Genomic DNA, 17,999 nt, shown 5'->3' with positions numbered 1-17,999 from the left:
CAGTTTACCATCTTGACTATTATCTCTAGTCCACAGAATAGACGATGACAGTTCAAACATACCAGACATTCCTTCAAGCATGGATTCATAATCAGTTTTTGCAAATTTATTTAATTTAAAGGAATTAAGATTCTTGGATATATCTACAAAGATATTTCTGTTTTCAAGTTTTTTTAATGCATTATTAATTTTAGATTCATAAGTAAAAATCAAATTATTGATAGATCCAATTGTATCTTCAAATGATTGAAAGTGGATTTTTTCATAATATGCATCATTTTTGTGACCATGTTTTTTGATGTATCCCAAATTCTCCATTTTTTCCAGAGCAGTTCTAAACTTGGATCTGTTGTATCTTTTTTTGTGGGCATCCACACATGTTTCCCACATATCTCCAAAGTAATTTTTTTCTTTAGACATACAATTCAAAATGTCATTTATGGAAATCATTTGCATAGCAATTCCCTTATTTTCAATTATTTATTGTTGATGTACACGGTTAAATCACATCTCAACAAACTCAGAGCCATAAATTTCTGATTCAGATAAAAAACTAAAGCATTAGGAAAATTTCTCATCGGTGAATTATTTGATGAAATTAGCCTCAAAAATACAGTATTTGTTACAAAAAATAAGATGAAAAATATAATTAACTCATCTCAAAAAAATAAGGACTAATTTTATATGATAATTATTAATTAATAACAAACCAAAAACTATTCCAGAATAAAGTTATTCAAAAAATTAGAAAAAATGCAGAAATAACTATTCAAGTTTTTTCTTTGCTTTGTTAATCATAACAGTCTCCTCACGAAGATGTTTTTTCAATAAGCGTTCATGATCTTTTTTATGAACACTGTATGCTTTGTTTAGAGATTGTTTTGACTTTGCTCTTTTCACAGCATTTTGAAATTTTTTATGAATGACGTTTACTTCAGATGTATAATTTGCCATCAAAACTATTTGGATCATGAAATTAAAGAAGTTTGTGCACATATCATCAATAAAATGAACATAACTCTAAAAATGATCGCAAAAAAATATCAGTTAACGCGATCCATATATTGAACAGTTAAGGAAGATTTGCATGGATGGTTCTTTTGAAAGACCTGGTTGGGACGAATACTTTATGCTTCAAGCAGAATTAGCAAAGCTTCGTTCAAACTGCATGACAAGACAAGTAGGAGCAGTAATTGTTAGGAATCACAGACAATTGGCAACAGGATATAACGGAACTCCTCCAGGAATTAAAAATTGTTTTGAAGGAGGATGTAAGAGATGTCAATTAAGAATGGAAGGGAAGATAGAATCAGGTGCGTCTCTAGATAGATGTCTTTGCAATCATGCAGAGGCAAACGCCATTATGCATTGTGCCATTTTAGGAATTGAGGCAGGAATAGCAGGTGCGGTATTGTACACAACATTTGTGCCATGTTTAGAATGCACAAAAATGGCAATTACAATTGGAATTAAAAAATTTGTTTGTCTTGACTCATATCCTGAGACAGATTATGATTTGCTGAAAGAAGCTGGAGTAGATGTAATACAGTTAGATAAAGACAAAATTTCAAGATGGGCAAAAGAGCTAGTCACTAACTACGAAGATTCAGTGTAATAAAATGCAAGTAAACGTAAAAGAGATTAAAAAAATTGAAACAATGCCACCCTCAATGCTGGTATCTGCCACATATGATAATAATTCTAAATCAGCAATACTGAAATTTTATGAACCAAAATCCCAGAAATTGATTTTATGGAAGGACGAAACAAATCATAAACCCTATTGTTACTCCAGACTATCACCAGACGAATTAGATTTTTTACAAGAAAGAGATGACATCCTAGAAATCAAAACTGTTCAAAGATATGATTTAATGAAAGATAAAGAAATCAACATGTCAAAAATTACAGTAGCTGATCCCTTAGCAATTGGCGGCACCACAGGAGACAAAAGCATTAGAAACATAATTGAAACTTGGGAATCGGATATCAAATATTATGAAAATTATCTGTACGACAGAAAATTAATTGTTGGGAAATACTATGAAGTGGTAGATGGAAATATCAAATCACATGATTTAGAAATTTCAGATGAAGTAAAGATTGCGCTGAAAAGTCTGCTGTGGGACAAAGTAGACAGTGAAAGTATGGTAGATGCAGACGAATTCAAAAAATACATTACAGAGTGGGCAGATTTGTTAAATCAGCCAATTCCCAAAATTAAAAGATTGAGTCTGGATATAGAAGTCGAAGCAGAAATTGGGAGAATCCCAGATCCAAAAGTGGCAGAAAAGAAAGTCACCGCGATTGGATTGAAAGGTTCAAATAATTTTGATCAAATTTTTGTACTCAAAACAGAAGGTACTGAAGAAGGAGTGAACGAACTCGAACAAAATATCAAAGTTACATTTTATGATGCAGACAAAGAAAAAGAAATGATACAAGATGCATTTGAGTTAATCAAAGAATTTCCATTTGTTGTAACATACAATGGAGATGAGTTTGATTTACCATACTTGTATAACAGAGCAGAGCGACTTGGAATCAAAAATTCAGAGAATCCATTTTACATGATGAGGGATTCTGCGACATTAAAGGAAGGAGTTCATCTTGATTTGTATAGAACCCTCTCAAACCGTTCATTTCAAATCTATGCATTTAGTCAAAAATACACTGATTTTTCGCTAAACAGTGTTTCAAAGGCATTACTAGGAAAAGAAAAGGTAGACTATGGTTTGGAATTTGATGAATTATCACTCTATCAAACGGCAAATTATTGTTATAATGACGCCCTTTTGACATACGAACTTACCAGTTTTAACAAAGATCTGTTAATGGATCTACTTGTAATCATTGCAAGAATTGGCAGAATGCCAATTGACGATATTGCAAGAATGGGGGTTTCTCAATGGATTCGAAGTCTACTATACTACGAGCACAGACGAAGAAATTGTCTGATCCCAAAAAGAGAGGAGCTTCAAAGCAGGTCAGAAGGAGTGATGTCAGATGCAGTAATCAAAGACAAAAAATATCGAGGAGGACTAGTTGTTGAACCAAAAGAAGGAATCCATTTTGACGTAGTAGTGATGGATTTTGCAAGTCTATACCCAAGCATCATCAAAGTTAGAAATCTATCATATGAGACAGTACGATGTGTTCATGAAGAATGTAAGAAAAACACAATTCCACAAACAAATCACTGGGCATGTACAAAGAAAAATGGTCTGACATCAATGATTATTGGTTCACTTCGAGATTTGAGGGTAAACTACTACAAGAGTCTCTCAAAAAAATCAACACTAACAGATGACCAAAGACAGCAATATACTGTAGTCAGCCAAGCGCTTAAGGTAATTCTCAATGCCAGTTATGGAGTTATGGGTGCCGAGATATTTCCATTGTATTTTCTTCCAGTTGCAGAGGCAACAACAGCAATAGGCAGATATACAATTTTGGAAACGATTAGGAACTGTGAAGAGACTGGAATTGAAGTACTTTACGGCGACACAGATTCATTATTTATAAAAAAACCAACTGAAGAACAAATTCAAAAAGTGATAGAGCAAGCAAAAAAAGATCACGGTGTAGATTTAGAAATTGACAAAGTATACAGATATTGTGTGTTAAGCAATAGAAAGAAAAATTATCTTGGTGTAACAAAAGATGGAAAAGTAGACGTTAAAGGACTAACAGGGAAAAAATCACACACACCCCCATTCATCAGAAAATTATTTTATGAATTACTTGATGTATTATCTAAAGTTCAAACAGTGGAAGACTTTGTCAAAGCAAAAAAAGACATTTCAGAGAAAATTGCAACGTGTGGCAAGAAAGTAGAGGCAAAGGAAATACCATTAGAAGACTTGACATTCAACGTAATGTTAAGCAAAGCACCTTCAGAATACGTCAAGACAATCCCACAACATATCAGAGCAGCAAAACAGCTAGAAACCATAAGAGAGGTAAAAAGAGGAGACAAGATATCATTCGTAAAAATTCTAAATAAACCCGGTGTAAAACCGGTGGAGATGGCAAAGAAAGAAGAGATTGATTCAAAAAAATATATGGAGTTTATGGAAGCAACATTAGAACAAATCACATCATCAATGGATTTGGATTTTGATGTAATTCTCGGAAAACCAAAGCAAACTGGAATGGATCAATTTTTTTGGAGTTAAAATAGAAAATGGAAGTTGATGGATTACTTCTAACAATGTTAGGGATAACAGCAGGAGTTTTAATTTTGATGGGGTGGGTAGAACAAATCTACAAAGGATATAAGACTAAAAGGCTCAAAGATGTTTCAAAATTTCTAATGATTTTTATTGCAGCAGGTTCAATATTATGGCTAATTTATGGCATCATTGTAGAAGATGTATTCATTATAGGTACAAACATGTCAGGATTAATCCTAATGATAATTGTATTAGGAATGAAGAAAAGATATGACATTCAAGCCAAAACATCATAAGCTGATCAAAGAATAAATACAATGTAGAAAGTTTCAAAGAAAGATGTTTGTAATTAATTGTAAAAATTACGAAGAGATTGCAGGAGATAAAATAATTAAATTTATAAAAATTGCAGAAAAGATTTCTAAAAAATTTAAAATAAAAATAGCTGTGTCACCACCACAACACCTCATTGGCGTGGTATCAAATAGTTCAATTCCAATTTTAGCTCAACATATTGATGACTCTAAAGTTGGGAGCACGACAGGATTTATGATTCCAGAATTATTAAAAAAATCCAAAGTCAAAGGATCATTAATCAATCATAGCGAACATAGAATTTCCAGTAAAGAAATTGAAAAATTAATCACAAAATTAAAAGAACTAAAAATGATTTCCATCTTGTGCGTAAAAGATGTTGCAGAAGTCAAGAAATATGCAAAATTGAATCCAGATTATATTGCAATAGAGCCACCTGAGTTAATTGGTTCTGGAAAAGCAGTGTCCAAAGAGAAACCAGAATTGATTGAAAAAGCTGCTAAAGCAATAAGAAATGCAAAAAACAATACAAAACTGCTTTGCGGAGCTGGAATTGTTTCAGGACAAGACGTTGCAAAAGCAATCGAATTAGGTTCTAAAGGCATACTGGTGGCAAGCGGTATAGTCAAGGCAAAAGATTGGAACAAGATAATGTCTGAATTTGCTAAATCAATGGTTTAATACCCCCTTTTTTGGATTGGTTAATCGTAAAAAATGAAACAAGTTTATTTTTTTGACGAGGGAGACGGCAAAAACAAGAAACTCCTAGGAGGAAAAGGAGCGGGTCTATGTGAGATGACGAGACTAAAGTTACCAGTTCCACCTGGATTTACAATTACTACAGAGGTTTGTAACAAGTATTATGAAAATAACAAAAAATTGCCTAAAACACTCATGGTGGAAGTTAAAAAAAATATTGCAAAAATTGAAAAGAAGACAGGAAAAAAATGGAATTCTAAATCAAATCCATTGCTAGTATCAGTCAGATCAGGTGCTGCAATTTCAATGCCAGGTATGATGGATACAATATTGAATCTTGGATTAAACGATCAAACAGTATTAGGATTGTCTGAAAAAAGTAACAATCCAAGATTTGCATGGGATTCCTATAGAAGGTTCATCCAATTATTTGGTAAAGTAGTATTTGGCGTAGATGACAAAAAATTTGATGATGTGTTAAATGCTGCAAAGAGAAAACAAAATGTCGAAGTCGACAGTGATTTAAATGAAGAATCACTAAAAGAGATAGTTTCGCAATATAAACAAATTTGTGATAATCATACTGGAAGAAAATTCCCAACAGACCCAACGGAACAAGTCGAGCTTGCAATTAAAGCAGTTTTTGGAAGCTGGATGGGAGAAAGAGCCATTGTGTACAGAGAGAAAAACAACATAACAAAAGACATTGCAGATGGAACAGCAGTAAACATAGTATCAATGGCGTTTGGAAATATGGGAAATGATTGTGCCACAGGAGTTGTATTTACAAGAAACCCTGGAGATGGAAGTCGTAAAATTTACGGGGAGTATCTGATTAATGCGCAAGGAGAAGATGTGGTAGCAGGAGTTAGAACAGGCAAGCAAGTAGATGAAATGAAAACAGATCTTCCTCAATCATACAAACAGTTAGCACAAACATGTGAAAGACTAGAAAAACACTACAAAGAACCACAAGACATTGAATTTACAATTGAACAAGGACGATTCTATTTGTTACAGACAAGAAATGCAAAGATGAATGCAGTTGGAATGGTAAAAACATCAGTTGACATGGTCAAAGAAAAACTAATTGATAAAAACAGAGCAATAACAAGATTACAGGCAGAACAATTAGAACAGCTATTACACAAAAGAATTGATCCTGAACAAATTAAAAATTATACACAATTAGCAAAAGGTATTGCAGCATCACCAGGAGCTGCAAGTGGAATTGCAGTATTAGATGTAAAAAGAGCAACAACGATGGGGGAGAATGGTGCCAAAGTAATCCTAATCAGAGAAGAAACAAAACCTGAAGACGTTCCAGCATTTTTTGAATCAGTTGGGATTCTAACTAGCAGAGGAGGTAAAACATCTCATGCAGCAGTGGTCGCTAGAGGAATGGGTAAACCATGCATTGTAGGATGTTCTGAATTGAAGATTGACGTAGATAACAAGCAATGCAGTGTTGACGGTAAAATAGTTCGAGAAGGAGATTCAATCACTATTGACGGAAGTACAGGTAATGTGTACATTGGAGACATTCCAACAATAGAACCAAAAGTCAATGAAGACTTCAAACTAATTTTAGAATGGGCTCAAAATGCAAAGAAGATAGGAATTCGAGCAAATGCAGATACGCCAGAAGGAGCAAAACTGGCAAGAGGATTTGGAGGTCAAGGAATTGGTTTATGCAGAACTGAGAGAATGTTCAATGGAAGTGACAGAATCAATTTGTTTGTGGACATGATTATGGCGGAAAATATTGAAGAAAGAAGTAAAATTCTCAAAAAACTTGGCGAATTACAAAAGAGTGATTTTATTGAAATCTTACAAGCAATGGAAGGTTATGAAGTTACAATCAGATTATTGGATCCACCGTTACATGAATTCTTACCAAATCCTGAAGAACTTTCAGAAAAAATTCGTAAATTAGAATTAAGAAATGAAACAAACGAAGCTAATGCTGCAAGAAATGTTCTAAAAAGAGCAAGAGAACTTGCAGAGATTAACCCAATGATGGGGCATAGAGGAGTCAGAGTCGGGATTACGTATCCAGAAATTTATGAGATGCAAATTCGTGCAGTGTTTGAAGCATTGGTGGAATTAACAAAGAAAAATGTCAAAGCCCATCCACAAATCATGATTCCGCAAATCAGTAGCATTGCAGAACTTAACCACATTAAGAAAATTTATGATTCTATCAAAAAAGAGATGGAGACGGTGCATAAAATGAAACTAAAAATTAATTTTGGAACAATGATCGAAGTTGTAAGAGCGGCACTAACTGCAAATGAACTTGCAAGTACTGCCGAATTCTTCAGTTTTGGAACCAATGACTTGACACAGGGGACATTTAGTTTCAGCAGAGAAGATGTTGAAGGAAAATTTCTTCCAGAATACATGGAAAAAGAATTGTTAGAAAGGAATCCATTTCAATCAATTGATGTTAACGGAGTAGGCAGTTTAATAAAAATGGGAATTGCCGCGGGTCGTGGAGTTAGACCAGGTATGGAAGTTGGCATATGTGGAGAACATGGAGGAGATCCAAGTTCAATCAAATTCTGTCATAGTGCAGGACTTAGCTATGTGAGTGCATCACCGCATAGAATTCCAATAGCAATAGTAGCCGCAGCCCAAGCAGCAATTGAACAATCTAAGGCAAAACCAAAAAGTAAGGCAAAACCAAAAAGTAAGGCAAAGCCAAAAAGTAAGGCAAAACCAAAAAGTAAGGCAAAGCCAAAAAGTAAGGCAAAGCCAAAAAGTAAGGCAAAGCCAAAAAGAAGGTAAAAAATATTATTAAAAATTACAGTAATGAAAGAATTTTTTGTACAATTTCATCATGATTTGATATGATTTCTGTAGAAACCAGTATGAGATCCTTTTCATGATAAACATTAATCCATTTCACATTATCTCTTGATTCTATAGACCAATTTGTTTTTCCAAGATTCTTATCAAAAACGCGATTCATTTTTGCCTTCAATAATGCTTCACGATGTAATAATTTTGTTTCAGGAACATTCAGTTGTGGAATCATTCCCTTTTTTCTATGATATGCCTTTAGTCTACCACATTTACACAGAATTCCTGCGAATCGTATTGATGTATCTAGACTCAAAACTTTACTACAAAATTTACTTTCTGAACTAGGCTCCTCTAATTTTTGCACAGTGTCAATTGTTTTTTAAAAAAATAGAAGGCAAAAAGTAATTTTATTGACAAAAGAGTAAAATGCAAACGGTCAGGTTTAATCACAAACTCATTTTTGAGTAAATACAGGTAGCCAAAAATGCATAATTTTTCTATTCAAATCCATAAAGATGTCTGCATTGTCATTCCATGTTTTTACATTTTTCTTGCCAGATTCAATGGTGGCGATAATAATTTTATTACATAAGGACCTATACTTTACGGTCTCTTCACTCATGTTCTCAATGAGGGATTTATAGGATTCAGGAATTGTGAAATTAAAGTTAGAACTTTTAATGAATTCCTTTTGTAAAGAAATATTTGCATTTACTGCATTTTTCCAGGTTTTATAAGATTCATTTTGAAGATCGAATAATACTTGTTGTATATGAGGAACTGAATTTTCAACCTCAGAGAAATATTTTTTGTAAATTTGTTCTATTATTTCAAAATTATCTGAAATATCTTTACTTTCATCCATAATTTTTCTAGAAAATATCTAAACTTAAGCATATTGTTAAAAACCAAAACATCGTACAAATCTACAGGCTCATTTTTTAAATATCAGTTTCATAATAACCCAGACATTTAAACCAAAATTAGGATAGATTTGATTCTATGAGTTATAGATGTCTGATTTGCAATATAATTTTAAAATCACCTAGAGAGTTAGAAGATCATTTGCAAATAGAGCACAAATGGGGCGTAAAAAGAGATCTCAAAGGATTGGATATGAGGTCATGATTTGTAATATTTTAAGATGTAATACCAGAAGATTTTGTGAAATTGATGTATTGTTATTTTCATTCAAACTCTCAAAAACCATTTTGTAAGGAAAATCATGTCAGACGAAATAAAATCAAAGCATCAGTCCAACATTTTTTGTGTGAATTTTCGTCGATTTCTCTCATGAAAATATAAGGATTAGAAAAATAAAATCAGATCATTGAGTGGTTTGTTATATCAAAGTCATCTTAAAATTGACTTAATGTAACCCCAAATGTTGATAAACTAACCAAGTATAATTCTAAATGAGTTGTTACCTAGAATTGATTCGATAAAGCAAATTAGACAAAAAATAGGCATTACACAAAAAAAACTTGCCACTATGACGGGAGTTAGTACTTCAATGATAAATCAAATTGAATCAGGAAGAAGTCAGCCAAGTTATGAAACAGCAAAGAAAATTTTTGAGAGTCTAGCAAAATTAGAAGGGGAATCATCATCCCATACTGCAGGAGATTTCTGTAGTAGAGACATTGTAAAATTAAAACCTACAAACACTCTTCACGATGCAATTAAGAAAATGCACCAATCATCAATCAGTCAAATTCCAATTTTTAATAATGCAGATGTGGTAGGAGTGATATCAGAAGATGGGATTGTAAAGCACTTGGCAGATTTAGGAGAAGCAGAATTGAAAAAAGCAAAACTTGCAGATACAATGGATCCTGTTCCACCAATAGTGGATTACGATACACCGGCAAATGTATTAGTACCATTAATCAGATACTCAAAATGTATTCTTGTTTCAAAAAAATCAAAGATTGTTGGAATAATTACTGCTTCAGATACTCTAAAAATGATGGAATAATCATTTTGGGTGAGAGCAAAGTTCAGCCAAAACACCATGCAACGATTTTGGATGAATGAATGTTACTTTAGTTCCAGCAGAGCCAGGTCTGATTTTCCCTAGAAACTGAACACCACATCCTTCCATTCGTTCTACTTCACCTTCTATATCATCAGTTTCTAATGCCATGTGGTGTAATCCTGGACCTTTTTTGTCAAGAAATTTTTTAATGGGACTTAAATCATTTGTAGGCTGCATTAATTCCACCCTACCATTCTCTAAATGAATAATTGCAACTTTAACACCTTCAGATTCCACTGTTTCAAATTCAACACTATCAACTCCCAAGGCCTGCTGGTACACTTTGGCAGATTCTTCCACGTCATTTACTGCAATCGCAATATGATCGATTTTCATCTAAGATACACCATGATCATTTAGTATTAATGGGTTTTATTTTTTAATTTTAAGATATATCAAAAGCCCTAATGAAGCCATACCGCCTATAATTATACCAAGGCCAATCAACCACTCTTGAGAAAACCAATCATAATTTGTCAATATCAAAAATCCAATTAGAATAGCAATGACGATTGCAAGTGCAGAAATTATAACATTTTTAGACATGGTTATATCCTATCCAAAATTTTCTTCTTTTTTTCATTGAATTCTTCATCAGTTAAAATTCCAAGTTCTTTTAACTTAGCTAATCTTTCCAGAATCTCAAGACTAGTAATACCATATTGAGAACCGAGTTTTATTCTTCCAATAAGGGCTTCAAAGAAATAAAAAAATGCATTGCTAATTTTTTTATAGAATTTTGGGCCATATTTTTTTAATTCAGTTCCATGTGCGGAAGTCTTTTCTTTGATTTTTAATGAATTATTTTTTAACAATTCCCAGTAATGTGTTGATTTTATAAAATTATTTGCAGAGAATGCAGAATCAGAAATTTTTTCTATAGATGTATTTCCAAAAGATTTTCCATGATCTAAAGTCTGAGCATAATTTTTTGTAAGTTCATCAAAAATTTTTCCGTGTATTTTCTTTATGCTTTTTTTATAACTATCTGATTTTTCATTTTTTGCGACCATGAATTTTAGATTCCACTAGTAGAGTACAAATGTGTTATTTTAACATCATGATTTTTAGGAATGCTGATTTTATTTGAATGCCCAAATATGACATATTGAAAAATTAATTCAGAAAAAAGTTTGACTAAAAGACTTCTTTTGGACGATATTCACCAAACACTTCTCTGAAGGTATTGCTGATTTCACCAGTGGTAGCAAATGCTTTAGCAGCTGTGACAATGTATGGCATGAGATTTTCTTCAGTATCTGCAGCACTTTTCATTGCTGAAAGTGCATTTTCCCATTTTTTAACATCTCTAGATGCACGTAATTCTTTGAGTGCCTTCTTTTGTTGAATTTCTATTTTGCCGCCAATCCTAAGCAAATCAGGTTGCTCTTCTTCTTCAGCATATTTATTCACTCCAACAATAATCCGTTCACCGTCATCGGTTTCTTTTTTAAGGCGATATGCATTTGCTCTAATTTCAGATTGGAAGAATCCTTTCTCAATTGCTTTTACAGAACCGCCCATTTTTTGAATCTTTTTCAAATATTTCCAAACATCAGTCTCAATTTGGTCACATAGTTCCTCAAGATAGTAAGAACCAGCTAATGGATCAGCTGTTTTTGTTATACCACTCTCATGAGCAACAATTTGTTGTGTTCTAAGTGCAATTTTTGCAGATTCTTGAGTTGGAAGTGCAAGTGCCTCGTCTCTAGAATTAGTATGAAGTGATTGAGTACCACCAGCAACTGCTGCCATTGTTTGAATCGCAACACGAACGATGTTATTATTGGGTTGTTGTGCAGTTAGAGATTCGCCACTAGTTTGAGTATGAAATTTTAGTTGTAATGAACGTGGATTTTTTGCATGAAACATTTCTTTGAGAATCTTTGCATAAACTTTTCTTGCAACTCTAAACTTTGCAACTTCTTCAAAGAATTCAATAGTACAACAAAAGAAGAAGGAAAGACGAGGGGCAAAGTCATCAATTTTTAATCCTTTGTCCAAACAAGTTTGAATATATGCAATGGCATTTGCTAATGTAAACGCAACCTCTTGGGTTGCAGTACATCCTGCTTCACGCATGTGGTATCCAGATATAGAAACTGGATACCATGATGGAACTTTTTGTGCACAGTATTCTATCATGTCACCAATTAATCGCATAGAGGGTTGGGGTGGATAGATGTAGGTATTTCTTGCAATGTATTCTTTTAAAATATCATTTTGTGTGGTTCCACGAAGATCATGACTTTTGAATCCTTGTGCCTCACCGACGGCAATGTAGTATGCAAGTAATGTTGATGCAGTCGAATTAATCGTCATTGAAGAACTTACTTTGCCAAGCGGAATACCATCAAAGGCAGTCATCATATCCTTAATTGATGTGATCGATACACCGACTTTACCTACTTCACCTTCAGCTTGTGGTGAATCAGAATCATAACCAATTTGAGTAGGCAGATCAAATGCCATACTAAGACCCGTTTGGCCTTTCTCAAGCATGAATTTGAAACGCTCATTGGTAAGTTTTGCATCTCCAAATCCAGAATACTGTCTCATAGTCCAAAAGCGTTCACGGAACATTTCTGGATGAATTCCTCTGGTAAATGGATATTTCCCAGAATCTTCAACAGGTCTCTTCTTAGACGATTTTTGATAAATTCGCTTTACTACAAAGCCAGAATCAGTGAAAATTTTCTTTCCTGACTCTTTTGATTTTATTGATTTTTTGTCTGCCATATTATCACTTTAACAAGGATTTTGTAATTTGATCTCCAGCTTCAAAAGGATCAACATCTTTTGATTGTAATTTTTTAAGATATTTCGAAAATATTTTATCAGAATGCAACATGTCATCAATCTTTTCTCGCATGTTATTTAAAACAATATCTTTTAGTTCAGTTTCCAGTCGTTCGGAATCTTTTTCTTTCTTGAATTTCTTTTTAGAATTCATCATATCTTTTAATGCCTTTGCAAATTCTGTGATGCCAGAATTCTTTTTTACAGATGTTTTCAAAATTATAGGATTCCGCTCAGAATCACCAATAAAATCACGTACAGCGTCAAATAACTGATTTGCCCCACTCAAATCACTTTTGTTGACAAGATAGATATCACCTATCTCAGTCAAGCCTGCTTTGATTGTTTGAATACTATCTCCAGTGTTAGGATTAAAAACAACCACTGTGATATCTGCAATGTTTGATATTTCAACTTCAGTTTGGCCAGCACCAACACTTTCAATTATAATTGGGTTAAATCCAGCATATTCCAAAACACGAATACTATTTCTTAAAGAACGTGATACCGCCCCTGTTGCACCTCTCGATGCAATACTTCGAATGTATGTTCCAGAATCAGTAGACTCACTCATTCGAACACGGTCGCCAAGTATTGCTCCACCAGTGACATGGCTGGTAGGATCAATTGCAAGTACCGCAGGTTTAGTACCTAGTTTTTTCATAGCAACTGCAGTTTTGTTAATCAGTGAACTTTTTCCAGCTCCTGCAGGACCAGTAATTCCGATAATCATAGCATGACCGGTATCTTTGAAAATTTTCTTTAAGAGTTTTCTTGCTTCTTTTTGATCATTTTCAACTACAGATATTGCCTTGGCAATGGCCCCACGTTTTCCTTTTTTTAGATCAACTAAATCCAACATACAAAGTTCGCAAAGGGTGCAATAAAATCTTGTGTGAGATCTAAGGTCTAGCGTAAATTACTGGAGGTACAGGATCTCCAAGTGGATGTATCTCTGTTTTTAGTTGGATGTGACCAAATTCTTCATGTTCAATTTCTAGGACAACCGGATGAATCGCCCAACCGTATTTTGGTTTGTTTGGAAATGGAACAATTTCAATAAATTCTGAATCAGTGAAGGTTTTTTGAAAAGATTCATCCATTCCAAGAATTTCCATCACGACCGAATCAGTATTACCAGATTTATCAAGATAGGATACCTCAACATGGCCAGAATCATAGTAAATTGCCTCAATCTGAAACGTCTGCCGAAGAATTTCTTTGTCATCGGTTCCAGCACCCAAGAGAAATAATATTGCTAAAATGGTAAACACTCCAAGGAATATTGGAGGTCCTATTTTTTTAGCCATTTCTAAATTCTTTTCTCATATTTCTAAGAAATTTGGAGTTTATTCTTATCCTCTCAAGAGTTTGAGATTGTGTTCTCTCTGTACCAGGAGTAGGATTCTTTCTGAAAAATGTTTTAATCTCTTTTTCCATAGAATCGTCTGCAACAGGCGCAATACTTGCCACGATTCGATTAAACAAAGGATTTCCATGGCCAACTTTTTTGTTAAGTTTTTTCCAATTCTTCTTTAACCATGGCCACAAAATTTTATCACCATATGGGTTTCCAGCAACTTTCATTATAGGTAATTGCATATTTTGAGAACGAACCTCAGCGGTTTGAGAAAAGTTTAGGGCTTTAAGTAAAAGATTCGTATCTTTGAAGCCACACATTGCACCAAGGAATCGGAGTTTTTCTTCCATCGTTTTTGCATTTCGATACAATTTTACTAGTTCAGCATATGTTTTTGAAGTCCCATTCCATGCAGCAATTGAACAAATTGGCTCAATCAAGTCAGGAGATATGGAACTAGGAGATTTCAAGAATTTATCATATTTCCTTAATGCCTCTTCAGTAACTTCCTCATCATTCATTTTGCCTAATGCTGAAATCACAAATGCACGAAGCATAGCATCAGTATGTTTATCAGATTTTTGAGGTTCCCATCCTAAACGGAATAGAATTTTTCTAAAATAATTCACGGCATAACTTCGAATCTCCTCTGCAAATGTTTCGTTAAATGCACGGAAATACAATGAAGCCAAATTATGTGCAATGTTGACTGATGCAAGATAGCTATCTTCTTCAAAATATGCATCAGAAAAATCAAGATAATTTCTCACAGATTCATCTCCAGAAACACAAAGTGAAAATAAATCGTTTTGAATTGCCCATCTATCAATTGCAGGAATGCGTTTTTCATCAACTAACATTTTTAGATCAAGCAAAATTCCTTCATCGTACTTTACACGATAGAATCCTTTTCTTCCATAATTTGCTACAAAACCCAGAGTATTTTTAGGTAGTTTCAGAGACATGGTTTTAGTTGAAAATAGTTTTTTGTAAATTTCATTTTCTAACCCTAGAGATAATGGAATAGACCATAATCCTTTATTGAATTTTTTATCATGTTCTAGCAGGTATCTCTTTTGTTTTAATTTCAGAGTAGAGCCATCTTGAGTAATCTCAACAAGAGGGAAACCGGGTTGTTTTAGCCAGGTATTGACCATTGATGATACAGGCATTTTTGAGGCCTTGCCTATCGCATTCCATAAATCCTGTCCTTTGGCATTTTTGTATTTGAAATCAGAGAGGTATTTTTTAAGTCCTTTTTGGAAATTTGGTTCCCCTACATAGGATTCCAACATTCGTAAAATACATCCACCCTTGTCGTAAGATATAGCATCAAAAATTTCCCTAATTTCTGCTGGAGAATTTACTTTAACATCTATTGGGTGCGTTGTTTTTAGAGAGTCAAGTCCCATTGCAACATTCATTGCATCGTCTACAAATTGATTCCACAAATCCCATTCAGGATAGAATTTATCAACAAATTTCGTGGCCATAAAAGTTGCAAAACTTTCATTTAACCACAAATCATTCCACCATTTCATCGTGACTAAATTACCAAACCATTGATGAGCAATCTCATGAGAGATTACTTCTGCAATGAATTGTTTAGTTCTAGTAGAGGATGTTTTAGGATCATAAAGAAGAATTGTTTCTCTAAATGTTATTGCGCCCCAATTTTCCATAGCACCAGCTGCAAAATCAGGTACAGCAATCAAGTCGAGTTTTGGCAGAGGATATTTGATTCCAAAGTATTTTTCATATGAGGTAAGAAGTTTTTTTCCTAAATCTAGCGAAAATTTTCCTTTAGATTTATTCCCCTTTGTTGTTACAACTCTAATCTGGATTTTACCAATCTTTCCTGATAAATATTCAAATTCACCAACTGCAAGATAGATCAAATATGTTGAAACGATTGGAGTTTTTGCAAAGGCATAGATAGTTTTGCTACCGATTTTTTTCTTTGATTTAACTGGCATGTTTGAGATTGCAGTGAATTTATTATCAGCAGTTATAGAAATCTCAAATGTGGCTTTTGCTTCTGGTTCATCCCAGCATGGAAATGCACGTCTAGCATCTGCAGCCTCAAATTGAGTGGTTGCAAGATATTTCGTTTTTCCATTTTGCTTATACTGACTACGATAGAATCCTAGTAATCGATCATTTAAGATCCCTTGAAATTCTAGGTTTATGGTAGAAATCCCTTTGATTTTTTTTCTAAAGTAATTTGAAGTTGTTCATCTTTTTCCACGGTTTTTGGAGATGATTGAATAATTTCATTCCCTGATTTTACTTGACAGGAAAGAATTTTGAGTTCAGCGCAATGCATAGTGATAACTTTGGTTGGTTTTTTACAATCTATAGAAATAGTTTCAGACCCAGTGAACGTAAATTTTTTGAGATCGGGTTCAAACGATAATTGATAGTTAATTGGAATTATATCCACATGTGGAATAATTTGGTTACACTTTAAGTAGATTTTCTATTTACTAACAGAATAGTTATGTCCAAGGATCAGATCTTTCATCCCAAGTTGTTGCACTAACCCCGTTTTCAGTAAGAGAATCACTGTTTTTTAAAGACGAGAGTAAACATTCATCGGAGCAATGAGTCATCTCAAAATTTTTCATAAATTTCCCACAATTTTCACAATATTGGCCCATTTCTCAAATGAATAAACCCAGATATTTTCAAATTTATTCCCTCATAAGAACAAACAAGGAAAATATTTTAAAAATATTTACGATTATCAAATTTGAGAACAAATAATCACCGAAAAATTATCTTTATAATAGTCCCACATTTGGTAATTTGTAATTGGATTCAAGTACTGTAAAGCGTCAGCAACATCCACTAAAGAAGGAAAAGACACGCAGTGTAACATATCGTTTGCCCATAAAATTAGTAGAAGAGATAGAAGCTGAAGCTATGAATCATAACATATCGCATAATGTAATGGCAAGACAGATTTTAGAGAAATATATCGAGTGGGACAGATATGCAGCCAAAATTGGAATGATTCCAGTACCAAAAAAAATTCTAGACGTATTAGGAGTAGAGATGACAGCCTCAGAAATTAATGAAATAATCAATGTGATAAAACCAGTGATTAAAGATACAGTATTATTTATCAAAGGAGATTATGATTTGAAAAGATGTATTGAAACACTCGAAGATTATATGCGGGCATCAGGAATGAAATCAGACCACAGAACAGAAGGAGATTTACATCATTTCATTATTCAACATGAATTGGGTGGCAACTGGTCAATATTTACAGAGCAGTTACTCCAAGAAATTTTCAAGGAATTCTTGCCAGAATCTAAAATGAAGTGTCAAACAACAGAATCCACAGTTATTGCAACTATTGCATTAGGTGGAGATTTTAGCGAACACAGATATTAAAAACAAAATTAGTTTTTGTTAAAAACTATATTCACATCAATTTTGCCATCGCGAAAACTTGTATTGACTTCTTTGATTTTGCTTTTATACAAAAAGAGTCTCTTACCTTCTTCAGTAATAACACCAGAAGTTTGAATCATTTTTGAATCATGAAGCAGTTGAATTCTTCTATACACTGTGCTCAGAGGAATGGATTTGTCACGAGAGATTTCAATTGCAGATTTTGGCGTGTTCATAATTGCCTCTAAAATAGAGCGACAGTATTTATCAGAAAGTACTTCAAGAAAAGATTCTTTCCTTTCTGGTTCTTCAATTTTTAGTTGGTTTAAGATTTGCATACTTTCTATACGTGTTTTTTCGATATAACTGAGCAGTATGCTCTTGTGTGCTGTGCAAGACAACC

At 33.6% G+C, this 17,999-nt stretch carries 21 protein-coding genes; 7 read left to right on the top strand and 14 right to left on the bottom strand.

Going from position 1 to position 17,999, the window contains the following annotated elements; translation table 11 throughout:
* Positions 1-420 (bottom strand): hypothetical protein (locus BD31_RS05320; RefSeq protein ID WP_008299520.1); only part of this gene is annotated, 420 nt, incomplete at its 3' end.
* A gap of 345 nt (positions 421-765) precedes the next feature.
* On the bottom strand, positions 766-954 hold the full coding sequence (locus tag BD31_RS05315) for a hypothetical protein (RefSeq protein WP_048097480.1): 189 nt from the start codon (positions 952-954) through the stop codon (positions 766-768).
* A gap of 133 nt (positions 955-1,087) precedes the next feature.
* Here BD31_RS05315 and BD31_RS05310 point away from each other — a divergent pair, with 133 nt between their 5' ends.
* The 5 genes from BD31_RS05310 to ppdK are packed head-to-tail and all read left to right on the top strand — an operon-like array spanning position 1,088 to position 7,979.
* Positions 1,088-1,615, top strand: coding sequence for a deoxycytidylate deaminase (locus BD31_RS05310; protein ID WP_008299515.1), 528 nt, complete (start codon positions 1,088-1,090; stop codon positions 1,613-1,615).
* Positions 1,616-1,619: 4 nt separating this feature from the next.
* Complete coding sequence (locus BD31_RS05305) at positions 1,620-4,178, top strand: DNA-directed DNA polymerase I (RefSeq protein WP_008299167.1); 2,559 nt, start codon at positions 1,620-1,622, stop codon at positions 4,176-4,178.
* A gap of 8 nt (positions 4,179-4,186) precedes the next feature.
* A complete protein-coding gene (locus BD31_RS05300; protein WP_008299433.1) occupies positions 4,187-4,471 on the top strand; it encodes a SemiSWEET family sugar transporter in 285 nt (94 codons plus the stop codon).
* A 43-nt stretch (positions 4,472-4,514) separates the two neighbouring features.
* Complete coding sequence (gene tpiA / locus BD31_RS05295; protein WP_008299320.1) at positions 4,515-5,171, top strand: triose-phosphate isomerase; 657 nt, start codon at positions 4,515-4,517, stop codon at positions 5,169-5,171.
* Positions 5,172-5,204: 33 nt separating this feature from the next.
* Positions 5,205-7,979 carry a pyruvate, phosphate dikinase gene (gene ppdK, locus BD31_RS05290; protein WP_008299140.1) on the top strand — a complete coding sequence of 925 codons (2,775 nt, stop codon included), beginning with the start codon at positions 5,205-5,207 and terminating at the stop codon, positions 7,977-7,979.
* Between the two features lie 16 nt (positions 7,980-7,995).
* On the opposite strand, the gene BD31_RS05285 is transcribed toward ppdK, so the two are convergent.
* Together BD31_RS05285 and BD31_RS05280 are read right to left on the bottom strand one after the other, a co-directional pair.
* The gene (locus BD31_RS05285) at positions 7,996-8,361 is read right to left on the bottom strand and encodes a hypothetical protein (RefSeq protein WP_008299273.1); all 366 of its coding nucleotides are present in this window, start codon (positions 8,359-8,361) and stop codon (positions 7,996-7,998) included.
* 90 nt (positions 8,362-8,451) lie between these two features.
* Positions 8,452-8,862 (bottom strand): hypothetical protein, encoded by a 411-nt coding sequence (locus BD31_RS05280; protein WP_008299514.1) that lies wholly within the window; start codon positions 8,860-8,862, stop codon positions 8,452-8,454.
* A 555-nt stretch (positions 8,863-9,417) separates the two neighbouring features.
* Here BD31_RS05280 and BD31_RS05275 point away from each other — a divergent pair.
* On the top strand, positions 9,418-9,975 hold the full coding sequence (locus BD31_RS05275) for a CBS domain-containing protein (protein ID WP_008299385.1): 558 nt from the start codon (positions 9,418-9,420) through the stop codon (positions 9,973-9,975).
* On the opposite strand, the gene mce is transcribed toward BD31_RS05275, so the two are convergent.
* The 9 genes from mce to BD31_RS11030 form a co-directional block, all read right to left on the bottom strand.
* Positions 9,976-10,371 carry a methylmalonyl-CoA epimerase gene (gene mce / locus BD31_RS05270; RefSeq protein WP_008299462.1) on the bottom strand — a complete coding sequence of 132 codons (396 nt, stop codon included), beginning with the start codon at positions 10,369-10,371 and terminating at the stop codon, positions 9,976-9,978.
* Between the two features lie 36 nt (positions 10,372-10,407).
* Positions 10,408-10,581 carry a hypothetical protein gene (locus tag BD31_RS10310; RefSeq protein WP_008299243.1) on the bottom strand — a complete coding sequence of 58 codons (174 nt, stop codon included), beginning with the start codon at positions 10,579-10,581 and terminating at the stop codon, positions 10,408-10,410.
* Between the two features lie 2 nt (positions 10,582-10,583).
* Positions 10,584-11,048 (bottom strand): SHOCT domain-containing protein, encoded by a 465-nt coding sequence (locus BD31_RS05265; RefSeq protein WP_008299491.1) that lies wholly within the window; start codon positions 11,046-11,048, stop codon positions 10,584-10,586.
* Positions 11,049-11,172: 124 nt separating this feature from the next.
* Entirely contained in the window at positions 11,173-12,774 is a 1,602-nt protein-coding gene (locus tag BD31_RS05260) for an acyl-CoA mutase large subunit family protein (RefSeq protein ID WP_008299256.1), read from the bottom strand.
* Between the two features lie 4 nt (positions 12,775-12,778).
* Positions 12,779-13,696: a methylmalonyl Co-A mutase-associated GTPase MeaB gene (gene meaB, locus BD31_RS05255; RefSeq protein ID WP_008299429.1), complete on the bottom strand. Its 918-nt coding sequence runs from the start codon at positions 13,694-13,696 to the stop codon at positions 12,779-12,781.
* Positions 13,697-13,736: 40 nt separating this feature from the next.
* Positions 13,737-14,144 carry a hypothetical protein gene (locus tag BD31_RS05250; protein ID WP_008299268.1) on the bottom strand — a complete coding sequence of 136 codons (408 nt, stop codon included), beginning with the start codon at positions 14,142-14,144 and terminating at the stop codon, positions 13,737-13,739.
* On the bottom strand, positions 14,137-16,362 hold the full coding sequence (locus BD31_RS10925; RefSeq protein WP_250634643.1) for a M1 family metallopeptidase: 2,226 nt from the start codon (positions 16,360-16,362) through the stop codon (positions 14,137-14,139). Before BD31_RS10925 ends, BD31_RS05250 begins: the two co-directional genes overlap by 8 nt.
* Before the next feature lie 17 nt (positions 16,363-16,379).
* Positions 16,380-16,637 carry a hypothetical protein gene (locus BD31_RS10920; protein ID WP_008299435.1) on the bottom strand — a complete coding sequence of 86 codons (258 nt, stop codon included), beginning with the start codon at positions 16,635-16,637 and terminating at the stop codon, positions 16,380-16,382.
* Between the two features lie 55 nt (positions 16,638-16,692).
* Positions 16,693-16,821, bottom strand: a complete 129-nt coding sequence (locus tag BD31_RS11030; protein WP_008299249.1) for a hypothetical protein — start codon at positions 16,819-16,821, stop codon at positions 16,693-16,695.
* Positions 16,822-17,008: 187 nt separating this feature from the next.
* Here BD31_RS11030 and BD31_RS05240 point away from each other — a divergent pair, with 187 nt between their 5' ends.
* Positions 17,009-17,596, top strand: a complete 588-nt coding sequence (locus BD31_RS05240; RefSeq protein ID WP_048097462.1) for a hypothetical protein — start codon at positions 17,009-17,011, stop codon at positions 17,594-17,596.
* A gap of 8 nt (positions 17,597-17,604) precedes the next feature.
* Here the strand turns inward: BD31_RS05240 and BD31_RS05235 are convergent, their stop codons facing one another.
* Complete coding sequence (locus tag BD31_RS05235; protein WP_008299156.1) at positions 17,605-17,934, bottom strand: winged helix-turn-helix domain-containing protein; 330 nt, start codon at positions 17,932-17,934, stop codon at positions 17,605-17,607.
* Between the last annotated feature and the right edge of the window lie 65 nt (positions 17,935-17,999).

This window comes from Candidatus Nitrosopumilus salarius BD31 (assembly GCF_000242875.2).
Lineage (GTDB): Archaea > Thermoproteota > Nitrososphaeria > Nitrososphaerales > Nitrosopumilaceae > Nitrosopumilus > Nitrosopumilus salarius.
This window is presented reverse-complemented; position numbering and strand designations above follow the sequence as displayed.